This window comes from Chryseobacterium sp. Marseille-Q8038 (assembly GCF_965111995.1).
Genome location: NZ_CBCOPN010000001.1, coordinates 2,180,293 through 2,197,582 on the forward strand (window position 1 = coordinate 2,180,293; position 17,290 = coordinate 2,197,582).

General features: G+C 36.0%; 18 protein-coding genes. 8 read left to right on the top strand and 10 right to left on the bottom strand.

What is annotated here, in order from left to right; all coding sequences use genetic code 11:
- Positions 1 to 9: 9 nt before the first annotated feature.
- The 4 genes from ACWPWS_RS10120 to ACWPWS_RS10135 all read right to left on the bottom strand — a co-directional run bounded on the left by ACWPWS_RS10120 (position 10) and on the right by ACWPWS_RS10135 (position 3,218).
- Positions 10 to 780, bottom strand: coding sequence for a TIGR02757 family protein (locus ACWPWS_RS10120; protein ID WP_454046898.1), 771 nt, complete (start codon positions 778 to 780; stop codon positions 10 to 12).
- Positions 781 to 787: 7 nt separating this feature from the next.
- Positions 788 to 1,702, bottom strand: a complete 915-nt coding sequence (locus ACWPWS_RS10125) for a ribonuclease Z (RefSeq protein WP_209785326.1) — start codon at positions 1,700 to 1,702, stop codon at positions 788 to 790.
- A 68-nt stretch (positions 1,703 to 1,770) separates the two neighbouring features.
- The gene (gene rdgB, locus ACWPWS_RS10130; RefSeq protein WP_408914853.1) at positions 1,771 to 2,346 is read right to left on the bottom strand and encodes an RdgB/HAM1 family non-canonical purine NTP pyrophosphatase; all 576 of its coding nucleotides are present in this window, start codon (positions 2,344 to 2,346) and stop codon (positions 1,771 to 1,773) included.
- 41 nt (positions 2,347 to 2,387) lie between these two features.
- Positions 2,388 to 3,218, bottom strand: coding sequence for a CPBP family intramembrane glutamic endopeptidase (locus ACWPWS_RS10135; RefSeq protein WP_454046396.1), 831 nt, complete (start codon positions 3,216 to 3,218; stop codon positions 2,388 to 2,390).
- A gap of 108 nt (positions 3,219 to 3,326) precedes the next feature.
- Here ACWPWS_RS10135 and ACWPWS_RS10140 point away from each other — a divergent pair, with 108 nt between their 5' ends.
- The 4 genes from ACWPWS_RS10140 to ACWPWS_RS10155 all read left to right on the top strand — a co-directional run bounded on the left by ACWPWS_RS10140 (position 3,327) and on the right by ACWPWS_RS10155 (position 7,796).
- Positions 3,327 to 4,031 carry a hypothetical protein gene (locus ACWPWS_RS10140; protein WP_454046397.1) on the top strand — a complete coding sequence of 235 codons (705 nt, stop codon included), beginning with the start codon at positions 3,327 to 3,329 and terminating at the stop codon, positions 4,029 to 4,031.
- A gap of 1 nt (position 4,032) precedes the next feature.
- A complete protein-coding gene (locus tag ACWPWS_RS10145; RefSeq protein WP_454046398.1) occupies positions 4,033 to 4,743 on the top strand; it encodes a hypothetical protein in 711 nt (236 codons plus the stop codon).
- A 150-nt stretch (positions 4,744 to 4,893) separates the two neighbouring features.
- Positions 4,894 to 6,489: a peptide chain release factor 3 gene (locus ACWPWS_RS10150; RefSeq protein ID WP_209785330.1), complete on the top strand. Its 1,596-nt coding sequence runs from the start codon at positions 4,894 to 4,896 to the stop codon at positions 6,487 to 6,489.
- 362 nt (positions 6,490 to 6,851) lie between these two features.
- A complete protein-coding gene (locus ACWPWS_RS10155; protein WP_454046399.1) occupies positions 6,852 to 7,796 on the top strand; it encodes a DUF4349 domain-containing protein in 945 nt (314 codons plus the stop codon).
- A gap of 268 nt (positions 7,797 to 8,064) precedes the next feature.
- Here ACWPWS_RS10155 and ACWPWS_RS10160 read toward each other — a convergent pair whose 3' ends face one another.
- Both ACWPWS_RS10160 and ACWPWS_RS10165 read right to left on the bottom strand, forming a co-directional pair.
- On the bottom strand, positions 8,065 to 8,430 hold the full coding sequence (locus ACWPWS_RS10160; protein ID WP_105684698.1) for a hypothetical protein: 366 nt from the start codon (positions 8,428 to 8,430) through the stop codon (positions 8,065 to 8,067).
- Between the two features lie 22 nt (positions 8,431 to 8,452).
- Positions 8,453 to 9,592 (bottom strand): acyl-CoA dehydrogenase family protein, encoded by a 1,140-nt coding sequence (locus ACWPWS_RS10165; RefSeq protein ID WP_209785332.1) that lies wholly within the window; start codon positions 9,590 to 9,592, stop codon positions 8,453 to 8,455.
- Between the two features lie 117 nt (positions 9,593 to 9,709).
- Here ACWPWS_RS10165 and ACWPWS_RS10170 point away from each other — a divergent pair, with 117 nt between their 5' ends.
- Both ACWPWS_RS10170 and ACWPWS_RS10175 read left to right on the top strand, forming a co-directional pair.
- On the top strand, positions 9,710 to 9,865 hold the full coding sequence (locus ACWPWS_RS10170) for a hypothetical protein (protein ID WP_454046400.1): 156 nt from the start codon (positions 9,710 to 9,712) through the stop codon (positions 9,863 to 9,865).
- Positions 9,866 to 9,949: 84 nt separating this feature from the next.
- Positions 9,950 to 11,728 carry an AMP-dependent synthetase/ligase gene (locus ACWPWS_RS10175; protein ID WP_454046401.1) on the top strand — a complete coding sequence of 593 codons (1,779 nt, stop codon included), beginning with the start codon at positions 9,950 to 9,952 and terminating at the stop codon, positions 11,726 to 11,728.
- A 72-nt stretch (positions 11,729 to 11,800) separates the two neighbouring features.
- Here the strand turns inward: ACWPWS_RS10175 and ACWPWS_RS10180 are convergent, their stop codons facing one another.
- The 4 genes from ACWPWS_RS10180 to ACWPWS_RS10195 all read right to left on the bottom strand — a co-directional run bounded on the left by ACWPWS_RS10180 (position 11,801) and on the right by ACWPWS_RS10195 (position 16,009).
- Positions 11,801 to 12,760, bottom strand: coding sequence for a hypothetical protein (locus tag ACWPWS_RS10180; RefSeq protein WP_454046402.1), 960 nt, complete (start codon positions 12,758 to 12,760; stop codon positions 11,801 to 11,803).
- A gap of 393 nt (positions 12,761 to 13,153) precedes the next feature.
- Entirely contained in the window at positions 13,154 to 13,930 is a 777-nt protein-coding gene (locus ACWPWS_RS10185) for a zinc ribbon domain-containing protein (protein ID WP_454046403.1), read from the bottom strand.
- 2 nt (positions 13,931 to 13,932) lie between these two features.
- Positions 13,933 to 15,030 carry a Nif3-like dinuclear metal center hexameric protein gene (locus tag ACWPWS_RS10190; protein WP_454046404.1) on the bottom strand — a complete coding sequence of 366 codons (1,098 nt, stop codon included), beginning with the start codon at positions 15,028 to 15,030 and terminating at the stop codon, positions 13,933 to 13,935.
- A gap of 130 nt (positions 15,031 to 15,160) precedes the next feature.
- On the bottom strand, positions 15,161 to 16,009 hold the full coding sequence (locus ACWPWS_RS10195; RefSeq protein ID WP_454046405.1) for a hypothetical protein: 849 nt from the start codon (positions 16,007 to 16,009) through the stop codon (positions 15,161 to 15,163).
- A gap of 250 nt (positions 16,010 to 16,259) precedes the next feature.
- On the opposite strand from ACWPWS_RS10195, the gene ACWPWS_RS10200 reads away from it, so the two are divergent.
- Together ACWPWS_RS10200 and ACWPWS_RS10205 are read left to right on the top strand one after the other, a co-directional pair.
- A complete protein-coding gene (locus tag ACWPWS_RS10200; RefSeq protein WP_454046406.1) occupies positions 16,260 to 17,087 on the top strand; it encodes an ion transporter in 828 nt (275 codons plus the stop codon).
- Positions 17,088 to 17,129: 42 nt separating this feature from the next.
- Positions 17,130 to 17,288 (top strand): hypothetical protein, encoded by a 159-nt coding sequence (locus ACWPWS_RS10205; RefSeq protein WP_165791728.1) that lies wholly within the window; start codon positions 17,130 to 17,132, stop codon positions 17,286 to 17,288.
- Positions 17,289 to 17,290 lie beyond the last annotated feature (2 nt).

Below are 17,290 nucleotides of genomic sequence, written 5' to 3' on the forward strand. Positions count from 1 at the left end.
TTTATATTTTTACAACAGTTCTTTGGTTACCCCTAATCCAAACAAGGCAAAGTCATATTTTGCAGGATCTTTTTCATCAAATTTTCTAATGGCAACGTCCAGCTCTTCTACCGTTTTCCAGTCATTCTGTGTTCTGGAAACCAATCCCAGTTTTCTGGAAATATTTCCGGTATGCACATCCAGAGGAATGGAAAGATGCTTCTGATCTATTTTTTCCCAAATTCCAAAGTCTACTCCCTTTTTGTCTTGACGTACCATCCATCTCAAAAACATAATAATCCTTTTTGCAGAGGAGTTTTTGTAAGGAGAACTGACGTGTTTATGGCTTCTGTGTTTTTCTGTTTCCAGAAATCCGTTTCTGAATCGTTCTATGGCATGGAGAAAGTTATGCTCCGTTTTTTTTACGTCAAATAGACTTTCCAGGCTTTCATTTTCTTTATAAATTCTGTTGAACTGTCTTATAAAATAGGAAAAGTCCTGTCCGTTGAAAGTTCTGTGAATACTTTTATCCTGAATCTCCTTCAGATCCTTTTCAGAATAGTTCATCACAAAATCATAGGGAGAGTTCCCCATAATATCAAGCATTTTATCTGCAGAATTAATGATTGATTTTCTGTTTCCCCAGGAGATTGTAGCTGCCAGAAATCCTGCGATTTCAATATCCTGTTTTAAAGAAAAACGGTGTGGGATCTGGATGGGATCATTTTCAATAAAATCGGGAGCGTTATACTGATCTGCCTTTTCGTTGAGAAAGTCTCTAAGTTCTTCAAATTTCAGCATATTCATTCTAAATCTTTACACTTTCCAATGCTTTGGGCAAAAATGTATTCGGGAAAATTTCTCTGGCCTGATCGGTAAATACAGTCAAATCTCCATACCTGTTTGAAAAATGTCCTAAGATCAGTTTTCCCACCTGAGCTTTCTGAGCAATTGTTGCTGCTTCCAATGCTGTGGTATGTCCTGTATAATCTGCCATTTCCTTCAGGTCATGTAAAAATGTGGATTCATGATAGAGAACCGTTACATTTTTAATAATCGGAATAACACTTTCAAGATAACGGGTATCACTGCAAAATGCATACGACACTGACGGAGCTGGCTCAAGAGTCAGAATTTCATTTTTAAGAACATACCCGTCACTCAGTACAAAATCTTTTCCTGCTTTTATATTATGATAATCGCAGGTTTCAATCTCACTGTATTTGGCAATTTCTTTCATGTTAAGATGCCTGTCTTTCTGCTTTTCTTTAAAAAGATAGCCATTACAGTAAATCCTGTGATCCAACGGAATAGTATATACCTCTATCCTGTTGTCCTCATATATTTTTTCAGAATAATCTTTGTCCAGCTCATGATAAACCACTTCAAAACCACGATGGGTTTCTGTAATCTGGAAAATAGTTTCCAGCATTTTTTTTATTCCTTTCGGCCCGTAGACATGCAGCGGTGTATCTCTTCCCAGAAGACGGAAAGAAGCAATAAGTCCCGGAAGTCCGAAACAATGATCTCCGTGAAGATGAGAGATAAAAATATGATTGATCTTTGAAAATCTTGCTTTTGCTTTCCTAAGCTGTACTTGTGTACCTTCTCCACAATCAATCAGGAAGAGTCTTTCTTCCATTTCCAGCAGCTGTGCTGTAGGTGATGTGTTGATGGTTGGGATAGCAGAATTAAAACCTAATATTGTTAAATACGTACTCAAATCAATAATTTATGATAACAAATGTACAACAGAAAATCTAAATGGGTAGTTCACCCTGATATTTAAACTTAATCAGTTACTTTTAAAAAATCCATAAATAGGTCTAACGCCTGTTTACGGTGACTGATTTTATTTTTGTCTTCAGGATTCATTTCAGCAAAGGTTCTTTCATAACCTTCAGGAACAAAAATCGGATCATATCCGAATCCTTTGAAACCTTTATTTTCAGTCAGTAAATTTCCGTGAACTCTGCCTTCAAAATATTGAGCCCCATTTTCATCATAGTAGCACAGAACTGTTACAAAATAAGCTTTTCTGTTTTCAACACCCTGCATTTCTTCCAATACCTTTTCGATATTTTTGGCAAAATCATGATCTCCGGCGTAACGTGCGGAAAAAATCCCAGGTCTTCCATCCAACGATTCCACTACCAGACCGCTGTCATCTCCCAAACTTGGAACTCCGGTTTTCTCAAAGCAATATTTGGCCTTGATCAGGGCATTGGCATGAAAAGAATCTCCGTCTTCTACAATTTCTTCGTGAATGTTGTAATCGGTAAGACTTTTTACAACACAATCGCTTCCCAGGATCTGTTGGATTTCTTCTTTTTTATGTTCGTTGTGTGTAGCTACTAATAATTCCATTTCTATATTCATTTTCAATTTTACTTTTTTAGCCTGGTTACTTACATTTCAGCATAATGTACTTTATACTTTTTCATAAAGAGATAGTAGAATAAAGAGAAAAGTACAATTCCAACAGCCAGAATAAGCCATTCTGAAACATGCAGAACCTTTGCAAAACTCTCATCTTTACCGTAAAGCACCAACAGTGACAGGGTTAAATTATTAAATGCATGCAACAATATCGGCATCAGTAAAGATTTTGTTTTATAATATACCAATCCCAATACACAGCCCAGCATCACAGCACTGATAAACTGCCATGGATTTCCGTGAACCACTCCAAAAATGATGGAGGCATATAAAATTGCTTTCCATGGTTCTACTCCTTTATTAATCAATCCTTTCTGAATAATTCCCCTGAATATAATTTCCTCAAAAATGGGAGCCATAATTACCGTCATGATAATCATTACAACAGGATTATCCGTCAGTTGACTCATTAATTGGGTAAAATATTCATAAAAATCGCCAAAAAAAGGCCCGGTAGTCGGAATCTGAGCAGCAATAAATTCAGAAATAAACATCATTCCTGCCATCATGGGAAAGATCAGGAGATAGGTAGAGAAATTAACCGATGATAAATTGAAGTTAAGCCTCTTTTGAGTGGTGCGCCTTACAATGAAAAAGTCAAAAAAGGCAATAGCCGTAAGGAATCCTACAGAATTCGCTAGCATCAGAAACCAGTCTTTCAGTTCAAGATTTTCCCGGAAAACAACTTTCCAAAAAGTGCTGAATAAGGAAACAGCCATTGTTCCCACGAATAATCCAACCACCAAAACGACACCGCCAAACCATGTAAACGTAAACTTTGGATATTTGCTATTTTCCATCCTTTCTCTGTAAAAGTTTATGAGAAACAAAGATAATTTTTTTGACTGCTACAGGCAACTAAAAAAGGATTTTCTTATTTTCGTTCCTTTATCCATGAACATCACAAAATGAATACAGAATTTCCGTTTCAAAGAATTGAGTCTACAACCAACAAATTAATGACTGTTGTTCTGAATGGGCTTTTCTTTGTGGTCTTTATTCCTTTCACTATAATTTTCGTTGTGGGTCCTGTTTACGGAATTTATAAAAGAGGATTTGAGGCAATGATGTATCCCGCATTGGTAGGTTGGGGAATTTCAGCACTTATTTTAATCCCCACAGTCCGTTATTATAGTAGAAAAAGAAAGAAAATAGAAAGTAAAATTGTGGTTGATGAAACCGGACTTTTATTTTATAATGCAAAAGATGAAATTGCAGACCAGATTCTCTATACAGATCTTCGCCCTTCAAAACAAAACTTTGATATTTATACTGTAAATCCTGTAGGATCGGGTATTTCTCCTTTACTAGAACTTACGATCCAATCAGAGAAAAAAGAAGAAATTACAAAACGTATTGACATGAATCTCCCTTTAAAGGTGGTGAAAAATAAATATACTTTGTATGCACATTTCCTGCACGGCATTGTGACTTTCCGCCCTGATTTAACAATAGATCCTTTTGTTTTTCGTAACTATTCTATTGATACGGAAACATGGAAAGTGAATAGCAAAGGGATTTCTTTGGGAGGCTGGCTTTTAATTCTGGCCGCTCTTAGTATTACAGCACTTATATGCGGACTTTTTTTTTTATTATCTGAAACTCCCAATTAATATGACAGAAAAATTCCAGACCATAGAATCCAAAATCAATAAACCCATTACTTATTTTTTAATGGGGATTATCTGGATAGCTGTCATTTTGATTATGGTAGTAATCGGGGTCGTTTTCGATCTTATATACAATAATTTCAGACAATATTTAGAGCATGATCCTGGTATTTTTTTCACACTTCTTATTGCCCAGCTTCTTCTTATATTTTGCTGTATAGCCTTGATAGTGGCTTTAACGTACCGAAAAAAAGAAAAAGCAAGAAAAGTTATTGTAGATGAAAGAGGAATTACTTTCTACAACAATCAAAATACCATTATTGAAATAATTCTATATACCAATCTTCAGCCAGCCAAAAATTCATCTGACGATGTATATGTGCGAAACACTCAGACTGTAAAATACGGCAAAACAACATTACAGATCTATCTGAAAAATAAAACAGGAGAAATTGTGTCTTCAAGTGTAGACTTTAATTTTGAATTGGTAATTCTACGCAACCAATATGATTTGTACCGTCATTTTCTAAAAGGAATCCAACATTTTCGTCCTGATCTGAAAATAAGTCTGCAGACTATTGAGCAGTATAACCTTAGTTCAGCACCGCAAAAAACTGAATTTGGAATATTTGAATACGTTATGTCTGCCTTTTTTATAATGATTGCTGCCGGATTGATCTATGTCTTCATATTATTAATAAAAATGCTTGTTTGACAGATAAGCTCAACTATTCATGGGTTCGTAGCCACATGTATTATTCTCAAACGTGACTATCCATCTATTCTTCTGCTTAATTAACATTGTCTTCATTAAAATTTGAAAACCTCGCAAAAAATCCCGATTTTTGCAACTTCAAAATACGATATGTCAGACTTAATCAAAGAAATACAAAAAAGAAAGACCTTCGGGATCATTTCCCACCCGGATGCCGGAAAAACAACCCTTACAGAAAAGTTGCTTCTTTTCGGGGGCGCGATTCAGGAAGCAGGTGCGGTAAAATCCAACAAAATAAAAAAAGGAGCTACCTCCGACTTTATGGAAATTGAAAGACAGAGAGGAATCTCTGTAGCGACTTCCGTATTGGCTTTTGAATATAGAGACCACAAAATCAACATTCTCGATACTCCGGGTCACAAAGACTTTGCTGAAGATACCTACAGAACATTAACGGCTGTAGATTCAGTAATCGTTGTGATTGACGTTGCAAAAGGGGTTGAGGAACAAACTGAAAAACTGGTTAAGGTTTGCAGAATGAGAAACATCCCAATGTTGGTTTTCATCAATAAACTTGACCGTGAAGGTAAAGATGCCTTCGATCTGTTAGACGAAGTAGAACAAAAATTAGGGTTAACAGTCTGCCCGCTTTCTTTGCCAATTGGTATGGGAAGTGACTTTCAGGGAATTTACAATATCTGGGAAAACAATATTCAGCTATTCTTAGAAGAGAAAAAACAGAAAGTTGGGGATTCTATTAAGTTTGACGACATTAATGATACTTCTATTGATGATGTTATTGGTGAAAAAGCAGCAAAAACTTTACGAGAAGAGCTTGATCTGATCCAGTCTGTTTACCCTGAGTTTAATCGTGAGGATTATATGAAAGGTGATCTTCAACCGGTATTCTTCGGTTCGGCTTTAAATAACTTTGGAGTTCGTGAGTTACTGGATGCTTTCATTGATATTGCACCAATGCCACAGCCAAAAGAAAGTGATACCCGTCTGGTAAAGCCTGAAGAAAACACTTTCACAGGATTCGTGTTCAAAATCCATGCGAATATGGATCCTAAACACAGAGACAGACTTGCCTTCGTAAAGATTGTTTCCGGAACCTTCAAAAGAAACGAAAATTATTTATTGGTAAGAGAAGGTAAAAAAATGAAATTCTCCTCTCCTAACGCATTCTTTGCTGACAAAAAAGAAGTAGTGGAAGAAAGTTTCCCTGGTGATATCGTGGGCTTACATGATACCGGAAGTTTCAGAATTGGGGATACATTAACTGGTGGAGAAAAATTAAGCTTCAAAGGAATTCCAAGCTTCTCTCCTGAACATTTCCGTTATATCAACAACAATGATCCGTTAAAAGCTAAGCAATTGGCAAAAGGTATTGATCAGTTGATGGATGAAGGGGTTGCACAGCTATTTACGCTTGAAATGAACGGAAGAAAGATCATCGGAACGGTTGGAGCCCTTCAGTACGAGGTTATTCAATACCGTCTGGAACATGAATATGGGGCAAAATGTACGTATGAACCTCTATCCATGCACAAAGCATGTTGGGTAGAAGCTGATGAAAAGTCTGAAGAATTTAAAGAATTTGCAAGATTAAAGCAGAGATTCCTGGCAAGAGATAAATACAATCAATTGGTATTCCTGGCAGACTCTTCTTTCACGATTCATATGACTCAGGAAAAATTCCCGAATGTAAAATTACACTTCATCAGTGAGTTCAGAGAAAATTAATATGAAATAAAAGAGCAAAATCGCAAAAAGCCGAAATTGTTTTAAATATAGATCCGCAGAAATTTTCTGCGGATTTTTTTATGATAGGGTTTGAAACCACCCCGTCAAAAATTCGTTGAATTTTCGCCACCCCTCCGAAGGATGGGAATCTTCAGTTTCCCAAACTCCTATTGAGTAAAAAGGCAAAGCTTTAAAATCATTTCAATACCGCAAACTCAGAAAAACGCTTTGTAAATCTTTTGTAAATCAAATACAAAATACTGAAAATATAACAGTTACTATTTTACCAGTACAATACATTTCATTTACAATCTTTACAAGAACTTCCCTTCTAATTTTACTTCATCAAAAAAATTAAACTTATGAAAAAGTTCATCTTACTCGTTGCTGTATCTAGCACTTTCATTATGTGTAAAAAAGGAGAAGTTGCACAGAATACAATACATGAAGCGATCCACTCAGCTGACAGCGCTGCAACAGTGGCAACGGAAGCTATTGATAATGCCAATAAAACAGCGGATAAAGTTCTGGACTCTGCCAGTATCAGAATAAAAGATTTTGAAAATACTAAGAACGATATTCAGCAAAAAATAGAAAATACCTCAAAGATGGTAGATTCTTTATCTGAAAAAATAACAACAACAAAACTGGAATCCAAAATAGAGAAAAGGGATTCCACGGAGAAGAAACCTGAAAAAGTGGCTGCAAAAGCTCCGGCTCCAAAGATTATTAAGGAAACCAAGATCATCTATAAAGACAAACCTAAAAATGACAGTTATGAGCTGAATATGCCTAAAGATAATATGGTAAAATCAGGATACCTTACCATACAAGCAGAAAATACAGAAACAGTGAAGGAAATCATCAGAGAAGAAGCCCATAAAAATAATGGCTACATCAAAAGTGAAAATCTTTCTTACGTGGAATCTGCAAGTCCTCACGGAGAAGATCAAAAAGTCTACAGCCTGGACATCAAAGTTCCTCTCCAGCATTTTGATGGTTTAATGGATGCTATCAGCAGTAATATCGGGGATATTGACACAAAAGACATTCAGGTTTCAGGGCGAAACTATGCCGATAATACCATCTGTACGATCAATATAAATATCCGTGATCAAGAGAAAACAGAAACAGAACCTAAAACTTTCGGTGGAAAATCGTTAGCAGCCATCGAATCAGGCTGGGATGTGATTACTTCTATCTTCCTGTTTATTCTTCCGTTATGGCCTTTGTTTCTCATTGCCGGTATTGGATATTATTTTTATAAAAAGAGAAATAAAAACATTCCGAATAACGACTCTCATTAGATTTCAATCCGTCTTTGGATAGATTTTTTAATATTTTTTTAATGAGGTTTAGAATTAAAGTTCGATTCTTATTTTTAATTTTATCAAACATTCAACGGAAGTATTTGTTTATTACAAAAATTCCTCTTAACTTTAAGTATAAGCAAAAGAGAATGAATCTTCGTTATCAAACAGGGTTCAAAAATAAAATTGGAAATTTTATTTCATATATTAATATTTTGTGATTTGGTGTAAAATAAGGCCCTCAGATTGAGAGCCTTATTTGTTTTTATTTCATATTCACTACTTTGTCTACGACAAACTTTGTGTTTCCTCTCCACGGAAGAGCACCATTGTACTCTTTGTAATGCAGATCAAAGGTTTTTCCGCTGTTCGTTTCCAGTTGTTTGAAAACTTCAGGGTCATCCACAGAAAATTCAAACTCATAGCTTGTAATGGTTCCTGTTTTTCCACTTCCGAAGCCTTCCTGAATCAGCTTACCTTCATATGTTTTGAAGACATAGCCTTTTTTCATAGCGTAGTTCAGATATCCTGATTTCACTCCTTCTCCGAAAACGAAATAGTATTTATACCAGACAAATACGCCCAGTAACAGCAGTACAACACCAAGGGTGATCCACAAAGATTTTTTCATAGGTAGTGTGTTTTATAAAATGTTATTTTGCGATACTTCTTGAGATCACGATTTTCTGAATTTCAGAAGTTCCTTCGTAGATCTGAGTGATTTTTGCATCTCTCATTAATCTTTCTACGTGGTATTCTTTCACGTATCCGTATCCACCGTGGATCTGTACTGCTTCAATAGTAGTATCCATTGCTACCTGAGAAGAGTATAATTTTGCCATAGCTCCGCTTTCAGAAATATCTTTTCCTGCATCTTTTTCACAAGCTGCTTTGAAACACAGCATTCTTGCCGCAGTGATCTGAGTAGCCATATCAGCCAATTTGAATGCAATTGCCTGGTGGTTGATGATTTCAGTTTTGAAAGCTTTTCTTGTTTTAGCATATTTCAATGCCAGTTCGTAAGCCCCTGAAGCAATCCCTAAAGCCTGGGAAGCAATACCAATTCTTCCTCCGTTCAATACGGCCATTGCAAAGTTGAAACCGAATCCGTCAGCACCGATTCTGTTTTCTTTTGGAACTTTTACGTTATTAAAGATCAAAGAATGTGTATCACTTCCTCTGATTCCCAATTTGTCTTCTTTCAATCCGATTTCAAAACCTTCCCATCCTCTTTCTACGATGAAAGCATTGATCCCTTTGTGTTTTTTCTCAGGATCTGTCTGTGCAATTACAATATAATAAGTAGCGGTACCACCATTGGTGATCCAGTTTTTGATCCCGTTTAAAAGATAGTAATCTCCTTTATCTTCGGCAGTTGTTTTCTGAGAAGTAGCATCAGAACCTGCTTCCGGCTCAGATAATGCAAATGCTCCGATTACCTGTCCGCTTGCCAATGGGGTAAGATATTTTACTTTTTGCTCTTCAGAAGCAAATTTTTCAAGACCGGCACAAACCAATGAATTGTTTACAGACATTACAACAGCTGCAGAAGCATCTATTTTTGCAATCTCCTCCATAGCAAGCACGTAAGAAACGCTGTCCATACCTGCACCTCCGTATTTTGGATCTACCATCATTCCTAAAAGTCCCATTTCTCCCATTTTCTTCACCTGTTCTGTAGGGAATTTCTGGTCACGGTCTCTTTCAATCACTCCAGGTAATAGTTCATTTTGTGCAAAATCTCTTGCTGCCTGCTGAATCATCAGCTGTTCTTCCGATAAATTAAAGTCCATAAAAAAAATAATTAGATAGCCGTAAATTTACACTTTTTAAGCAAATCTGAAAAAATTAAATTGAAAGCAGGAAAAAGGCACAGAAAATGGAAGTTAGAGCGAGTTTAATACCAGTGAATGCGTGTTTTGGGATTCGAAATGGTGAGAGATAAAAACAATACCGGATACCTTCAGAACCATAAACATTCACAAATGATCAGTTCAAAATATAAAATCCCTTTTTCAGGGCTTCCGGCCTCCTTTTTGATTCCATATATTATGGTAAGCATTTAACTAATTCCTAATTATTACATTGAAATGTTTTCAATTAAAAAAAATGCTTATATTTAAATTTCTTTATAAATTACGTAAAAAATCATGACGATCAAGAGATTATTCGATATTCCACACTACGCTTTAGAAAAATATCCTAAAACGGATATGTTTGTAACGAAATATCATGGTGAGTGGAAAAAAACTTCTACCCAGGAGTTTATTAATGAGGGAAATAAGATATCCAGAGGATTATTGAAACTTGGTATAAAACCGGGTGATAAAATCGCTTTGATTACCACCAATTCCCGTACAGAATGGGCTATAATGGATTTCGGACTTTCTCAGATCGGAGTTGTTTCAGTGCCTGTTTATCCAAGTATTTCTCCGGAAGATTATGAATTCATCTTCAATAATGCTGAAATTCAATACTGTTTTGTTTCTGATAAAGAGCTGTTGAATAAAGTAATGAAAGTAAAACACAATATCCCGAGTTTACAGGGCATTTTTACTTTTGATAATATTAGTGGCGCTGCCAACTGGAGAGAAATTCTTGATCTGGGTAAAGATGAATCTACACAAATTGAAGTGGATGACCTTTCTAACGCGATCAATACAGAAGATCTTGCAACCATTATTTATACTTCCGGAACTACCGGAAGACCGAAAGGAGTAATGCTTACCCATAATAATATTGTTTCCAACGTATTGGGAGCCATCCCGAGAATTCCCAAGAAAAGAAGTCTGGATTATAAGGAAACAAGAGCATTAAGCTTCCTTCCTATCTGCCATATTTTTGAAAGAATGCTGTTTTATCTGTATCAGTACAACGGTTTTTCTCTTTATTTTGCGGAAAGCATTGAGAAAATGGGTGAAAACGTAAAAGAAGTGAAGCCTCATTATATGACGGTAGTACCCAGGCTGGTAGAAAAAGTATATGACAAAATTTACAATACAGGATCTTCTGCAGGAGGATTAAAATCAAAAATATTCTTCTGGGCACTGAACTTAATCAGTAAGAAGAAAACTATTTCAAAGCCATCCGGACTTCAGGAAATCATTGCAGATAAATTGGTATTTTCCAAATGGAGAGAAGGTTTAGGAGGTGAGATTGTGACATTGGTTTCAGGATCTGCGGCATTGTCTACAAGACTTAACTTAATGTTCCAGAATGCGGGAATTCCTATTTTGGAAGGCTATGGTTTAACAGAAACCTCTCCGGTAATTTCTGTCAACAGCTTTGATAAGATGAAAGTGGGAACCGTAGGGATTCCATTGGATAATTTAAAAGTTAAAATTCAGGAAGACGGTGAAATTACGGTAAAAGGACCTTCTGTATTTAAAGGATATTTCCAAAATGAAGAAATGACAAAAGAAGCCTTCACAGAAGATGGTTTCTTCAAAACCGGAGATATCGGACATGTGGATGGTGACGGATTTTTACAGATCACGGACCGTAAGAAAGAAATGTTCAAGACATCGGGTGGGAAATATATTGCCCCTCAGACTATTGAAAACTTAGCGAAAGCTTCAAAATTCATAGAGCAGATCATGGTAGTGGGTGATGGTGAAAAAATGCCGTGTGCTTTGGTACAGCCTGATTTTGAATTTGCAAAAAGCTGGGCTATGAGAAACAACCTGAATATTGGTTCCACACCGGAAGAGATTGCGAAAAGCCCCGAATTGAAACAAAGGATTGAAAAAGAGATTGATGGCATCAATGAGCATCTTGGAAACTGGGAGAAAATCAAAAAAATTGAGCTTACTCCTGAAATATGGAGCATTGAAAGCGGATTGCTTACTCCAACATTAAAACTGAAAAGAAAAGCGGTAAAAGAGAAATTTATTGCTTTGTATAATAAGATGTACGATCATCAGGATTAAAATACGATCAACCGCTTCATTTTGAAGCGGTTTTTTCATTGACAAGAACATATTTTTTCTACATCCTTATAATTATAATTTCTTCAGACTGAAATGACGGGACTCAGACACCCCCGCAGGAGCCTGTGACTGCACTGTTCCCGTAGCAGTGTCAAAAGCCCCCCTATACATTGTTAAATAAATAACGTCACCAGCAGCTAAATTTACCAGACAATGAAATGAAATTGCTGTATTTCCCGCACCAGCAACAAGCTGTCCTATATTTTCACGGGTACCGGCAATGAGGTTAGCCGCTGCGGTTCCGTTTTTTGTAATACCCAGATTAACCCCGATGTAACTGCTGGCACCTGTAGTACCTCCTGCTCCAAAATAAGACAATGCATCCAGCTCATAGATACCGGTTTCATTAATGATAAAACGATTGTTTGCGGCATCCCACGATGCGGTAGAACCCTGGTTAATTTGTACTTCAACCGCTGTAAATGGCAATACCTGAGGAATACCGGAATTAAAATTGGCTGTAGAAGGTAAATTATAAGTAGCGTTTGTTGACATACCGATAATAGTATTAATTGCATTATTCGGATTTATAATCATTGCTTCCCAGGTTGCTACACCTCCTATATTCCCATTACTGATTAACATGACAAACCAACCCTGCCCTAATCCAATAGATGCCACAGGCAGACCTGTCTGATTATCAATCATCTCACTTCCATTAGCAAATACAGATACAGTAGATGTGCCCGTATTTTTAATATAGTATACACGTCCTTTAATATGTCCTGCTGCAGGGTAAGCCACTATAGCTGCCGGCAATGTTATAGTACCCGCTGAGCTTCCGTTATAGGCTACATAGTAATCTGTGATGCTCATATTGTAATTCGTTGTTACCAAACGGTACTGCGCTGCAAGACTTCCATTAATTTCCAAAGTACTTCCGGGAATGAATGTATTAATACCAACATTACCTAACTGCCCAAACAGACAGCAACTAAAAAAAGAGAAAAAGCCTAGTAATAAATTTTTCATGATATATAATTTTTCTATTGTGCGTAGATTGAATATCAGAATATCCAAATAATATCATTTATAAAAAACTTGTTTTGAACGGGGTCAAAAGCTATAGTTAATGGATATGTCTGCCTTTATTCTAACCATAAAGCCTTACTTCCTATATCTCCTGCTGAAGCCCTGTCAGTTATTTAATAATTATGCTTTTTTATTACAGTAAATATACATATAAAAACATTATATTGATAATAATTTAATACCGTTGATCGAAATTAAAAAAATTAATAAAAAATAAGAAAAATAAGTATTATTTTCTCTTTTATCAACAAGTATTAAAATACTATGCTACATATGCCATAAAAAAAGCTGTTTCATCTCTGAAACAGCTTTTATATTTTTAAAAATCAATAATTAGAATTTAATTACAGATTTCATTTTTTCGTTTTCCTCGATTACCAATTCGTCATCAACAAGGATTTTCCCAGAGTGCTCATCAATGATGATTTTCTTTCTCTGAGCAATTTCCATCTGCTTTTGAGGAGGGATTGTGAAGAAAGATCCTTTTGGAGCTCCTCTTTCTAATCCTACTACAGCAAGACCGTTGATAGAGTTTATTCTGATTCTGTTATAAGAAGCTAATAATCTCTCATCGATTTTACCTGCGAATTCTTTAGACTGCTCTATAAGATATTCTTCTTCTTTCTGAGTTTCAGAGATCAAACCATCCAATTCTTCTTTCTTGAATTTCAAGTGGCTTTTCAAATCGTCGATCTTAGCATTCAGTTCGCTTAAAGTTTCGTTTTTGTGAGCAATTTTAGCTCCGAATTCTTTAATTCTTTTTTCAGCAAGCTGAATTTCCAGATCCTGGAATTCCATTTCCTTCCCTAATGCTTCAAACTCTTTATTGTTTCTTACATTATCCTGCTGAGATTTGTATTTCTCAATTAAAGTTTTAGCATGGTTAATTACTTCATGCTTTGTTTTGATCTGATCGTCCTGATCTTTGATATCAGCATGAAATTTTTCAGCTCTTTTTTCAAGACCTTCAATCTCGATTTCAAGATCTTCAACTTCAATTGGCAATTCTCCTCTAGTATTTCGGATTTCATCCAATCTTGAATCAATGATCTGTAAATCGTATAAAGCTCTTAATTTTTCTTCAACTGAAATATCGTTGGTTTTTGCCATATTTAAATGAAATAATTTACTGGGTTTGTTTTTTCAATAGATTTTGAAATTGCAAATGTACTAAATTTTTGTGATAAAATTTCAAATAATTGTTGAGTAACAAATTGTTCTGACTCGTAATGTCCTATATCACAGATCAACATTTTAGACTCCGCTAAAAAATAGTCGTGATATTTAAGATCTCCGGTAAGATAAGCATCACATTTCTTGGCTGCTGCTGATCGTATTCCACTGGCTCCGGAGCCTCCCAAAACCCCTACTCTTCTAATTTTTTTATTATTGAAGGAGGAATGTTTTATCACTTCCAGCCCAAATTTTTCTTTTACCAATCCAAGGAAATCCTTTTCATCCATTTCCACTTCCAGATCACCATACATTCCCAATCCGGCATGATGGTTTTTATTATCAAGACTATACACCTGATGCGCTACTTCTTCATAAGGGTGTGCAGCCTTCATGGCACCTACAATCTGTCCCTGTTTAAAGCTTTCAAAAATCACAGAAATCATATCTTCATCTGCATTTTCACGAATTCCCTGCTGTCCGGAAAATGGATTTGAACCTTCTATCGGCCTGAAGGTTCCGTTCCCATTCACTGTAAAACTGCATTCATCATAAAATCCGATATTTCCTGCTCCGGCAGAGAACATGGCTTCTTTTACCTTTTCCGAATATTCTTTAGGAACAAAAACCGTTAACTGTTTTAAATTATTTTCTTTAGGCTGAAGAATCTTCATATTGCTGAGCCCTAATTGACTGCATATTCCGTGGTTTACCCCAAAGAAATCATTATCAAATGCGGTATGGATGGCATAGATGGCTATTTTATTTTCAATAGCTTTTAAAACAGCTCTCTCTACATAGTTTTTTCCCGTTAAAGATTTTAGTCCGGAAAATATAATAGGATGAAAACAAACAATCAGATTACAATTTCTCTCAATGGCCTCTTCTACTATATTTTCCAGAGCATCATGGCAAACCAGAATTCCGGATACATCGCGGTCATAAACACCACACAGCAATCCTACATTATCAAAATCTTCAGCCTGTCTGATACTGATCTCCTCTTCAATTTTTGCAATTACAGTTTTTAGCTTCATTAATTTATATTTTACGGTTACAGCGAAGATATTAATTTTACTAAAAATCCGGAAAAATTTCTACAGCAATAAAAAAACCGGCTTTTTCCGGCCGGCTTAATTTGATATTAGAAAGAATTAAATAAGACTGTTAATCTTTGAACAGTGATACCCTTGTAAAGGAGTCTACCACCACACTACAGCTTATATCGGATTCCATAAAGAGCTGATACCCTTTCCCCGGATCAAGACTTGCAGGGTCTGCAATGGTATAGAAATAAAAAGTAAGAATGTTGCCTGTTCCACTTGATCCACTTGGAACCAACTGGATGGAGTTAACTTCAAAACCGGAATCAGGATTTTTAAAAGTAGCTTTTACCGATCCTGAAGAGTTGGAGCCCGGAGTGATGGTAGCGATTACTCTCCAGACATGGACCTGGCCGTTAATTTCATTTTCTCTCCATTTACCCGTAGCCGAAATATAAATATTGGAGGTCACTCCGGGAAAGGGAACAGTTGTTTCCGGCCAGCTTGTTGTAGGGCTTGCAGCAAAGACTAATGGTACAGCATAAAGAACTTGTTGTCTTGGGCCGTAACCACTACCTGCAGCACTTAAACTGAATGAGGGTTTTACATTTGCGTTTCCAGAATTTATTTTAACGACACCGTCGTTACCAGCCTGAGAAGATGTGGGAACAAAAAGCTGTCTCCAGAGGGTACCATCCCAATACTGGAAGTTATTCGTTGTCGTATTAAAAATAAGGGTTCCTGCAGTAAGGTTAGCGTTTACGACACCTGCAGGAGGTACTGTGGAAACGTCATTATCAGCCAGGTTGGTATCCCGGTCAGTATCTGTAAGGCGAGGAATGAGGATTCCTTTCTGGTTGGAAACTATATCCAATACTGCAGCACCATTTGGTGTTGAAGTATTGATCCCAACCTGAGCATGCACAAAACTGCTTATGAAAAACAGAATAAACAAGGTTAAAATTTTTCTCATGACATAATGCTTTTGTAGAATAAAATTACGAATACGGCTTATAAGAATGTTAAAAAAAACATTTTTATATGTCATATTTTATTCGTATTTTGTTAAATATAACAACCTGAAATACATACAATTAAGTCATAATAATTCTCTTTTTAATGACGAATTTTATTTTAACATTTGCAGGATTCTTTTAACAGTCATATATTTACCCTATACTTTATAGAAATTATTAACTTCGCTGTGAAATAACCTTATATAAATGGAAAGAGAACATAATCTTGTTCCTGAGGACACTCTTTGGAAAAGATTCCTTTACCGGATAATTTATCGCTCCGATACGAAGCTTGGAAAACTGTTCGATATCATATTATTGTCTTTAATTATGGCAAGTACTGCTATTATTATGATGGAAAGTGTCCCAAAGCTTGATAAAAGATTCCATTATACTTTTCTGATTCTTGAATGGGTGATCTCTGTTTTCTTCACCCTGGAATATTCTATGAGGATTGCGGTGGTAAAAAATAAGCGGAATTATATATTCAGTTTTTTCGGAGTTATTGATTTTCTGGCGCTGGTTCCTTTTTTCCTTAGCTTTTTCTTCCCTATTACCAAATACTTTCTGATTTTCAGAATGTTGAGAATGCTGAGAATTTTCAGGATTTTCAATTTGCTGGATTTCATGAATGATGGCTATTTAATTGTAAGGGCTTTAAAAAACAGTTCGAGAAAAATTTATATCTTCCTTTTATTCCTGATTATTTTTTCAGTCATTGTAGGCTCCCTTATGTTTATGGTAGAAGGCGGAAGACAAGGTTTTGAAACAATCCCCCAATCCATTTACTGGGCAGTGGTTACGGTAACCACTGTAGGATATGGTGATGTATCGCCTATTACGCCTTTAGGGAAGTTTTTTGCGGTTGTTCTGATGCTGGCCGGTTATTCCATCATCGCCGTTCCCACTGGTATTGTAACCGCAGAAATGAGAAACAAAAGACAAAACCTTGAACTGGTGTGCGAACGCTGCGGGAATGAAGATATTGATGATGATGCAAGGTATTGTAAGAAATGTGGCAAGAAATTAGCTTAATATTAGTATAAATAAAATTTATTCACCAAATACCACAAAATCATGGAACCGAAACAGAAAAACAAACCCAATAGCTTAGTGATTATTCTTTTTGCACTGATTGTGCTGATGATCATCATCTACTTTATATTAGTCATGTTCTTCCCTACTGTTTTTGATCTTATGAATAAGGGAGATATACAACCGGTACCCAATAAATAAAG

What these genes read in the sequence shown, in the direction of transcription:
- ACWPWS_RS10120 (WP_454046898.1), bottom strand. Translation starts at nt 780, where the DNA reads ATGCTGAAATTTGAAGAACTTAGAGACTTTCTCAACGAAAAGGCAGAT.
- rdgB (WP_408914853.1), bottom strand. Translation starts at nt 2,346, where the DNA reads ATGGAATTATTAGTAGCTACACACAACGAACATAAAAAAGAAGAAATC.
- ACWPWS_RS10135 (WP_454046396.1), bottom strand. Translation starts at nt 3,218, where the DNA reads ATGGAAAATAGCAAATATCCAAAGTTTACGTTTACATGGTTTGGCGGT.
- ACWPWS_RS10140 (WP_454046397.1), top strand. Translation starts at nt 3,327, where the DNA reads ATGAATACAGAATTTCCGTTTCAAAGAATTGAGTCTACAACCAACAAA.
- ACWPWS_RS10145 (WP_454046398.1), top strand. Translation starts at nt 4,033, where the DNA reads ATGACAGAAAAATTCCAGACCATAGAATCCAAAATCAATAAACCCATT.
- ACWPWS_RS10150 (WP_209785330.1), top strand. Translation starts at nt 4,894, where the DNA reads ATGTCAGACTTAATCAAAGAAATACAAAAAAGAAAGACCTTCGGGATC.
- ACWPWS_RS10155 (WP_454046399.1), top strand. Translation starts at nt 6,852, where the DNA reads ATGAAAAAGTTCATCTTACTCGTTGCTGTATCTAGCACTTTCATTATG.
- ACWPWS_RS10160 (WP_105684698.1), bottom strand. Translation starts at nt 8,430, where the DNA reads ATGAAAAAATCTTTGTGGATCACCCTTGGTGTTGTACTGCTGTTACTG.
- ACWPWS_RS10165 (WP_209785332.1), bottom strand. Translation starts at nt 9,592, where the DNA reads ATGGACTTTAATTTATCGGAAGAACAGCTGATGATTCAGCAGGCAGCA.
- ACWPWS_RS10170 (WP_454046400.1), top strand. Translation starts at nt 9,710, where the DNA reads ATGCGTGTTTTGGGATTCGAAATGGTGAGAGATAAAAACAATACCGGA.
- ACWPWS_RS10175 (WP_454046401.1), top strand. Translation starts at nt 9,950, where the DNA reads ATGACGATCAAGAGATTATTCGATATTCCACACTACGCTTTAGAAAAA.
- ACWPWS_RS10180 (WP_454046402.1), bottom strand. Translation starts at nt 12,760, where the DNA reads ATGAAAAATTTATTACTAGGCTTTTTCTCTTTTTTTAGTTGCTGTCTG.
- ACWPWS_RS10185 (WP_454046403.1), bottom strand. Translation starts at nt 13,930, where the DNA reads ATGGCAAAAACCAACGATATTTCAGTTGAAGAAAAATTAAGAGCTTTA.
- ACWPWS_RS10190 (WP_454046404.1), bottom strand. Translation starts at nt 15,030, where the DNA reads ATGAAGCTAAAAACTGTAATTGCAAAAATTGAAGAGGAGATCAGTATC.
- ACWPWS_RS10195 (WP_454046405.1), bottom strand. Translation starts at nt 16,009, where the DNA reads ATGAGAAAAATTTTAACCTTGTTTATTCTGTTTTTCATAAGCAGTTTT.
- ACWPWS_RS10200 (WP_454046406.1), top strand. Translation starts at nt 16,260, where the DNA reads ATGGAAAGAGAACATAATCTTGTTCCTGAGGACACTCTTTGGAAAAGA.
- ACWPWS_RS10205 (WP_165791728.1), top strand. Translation starts at nt 17,130, where the DNA reads ATGGAACCGAAACAGAAAAACAAACCCAATAGCTTAGTGATTATTCTT.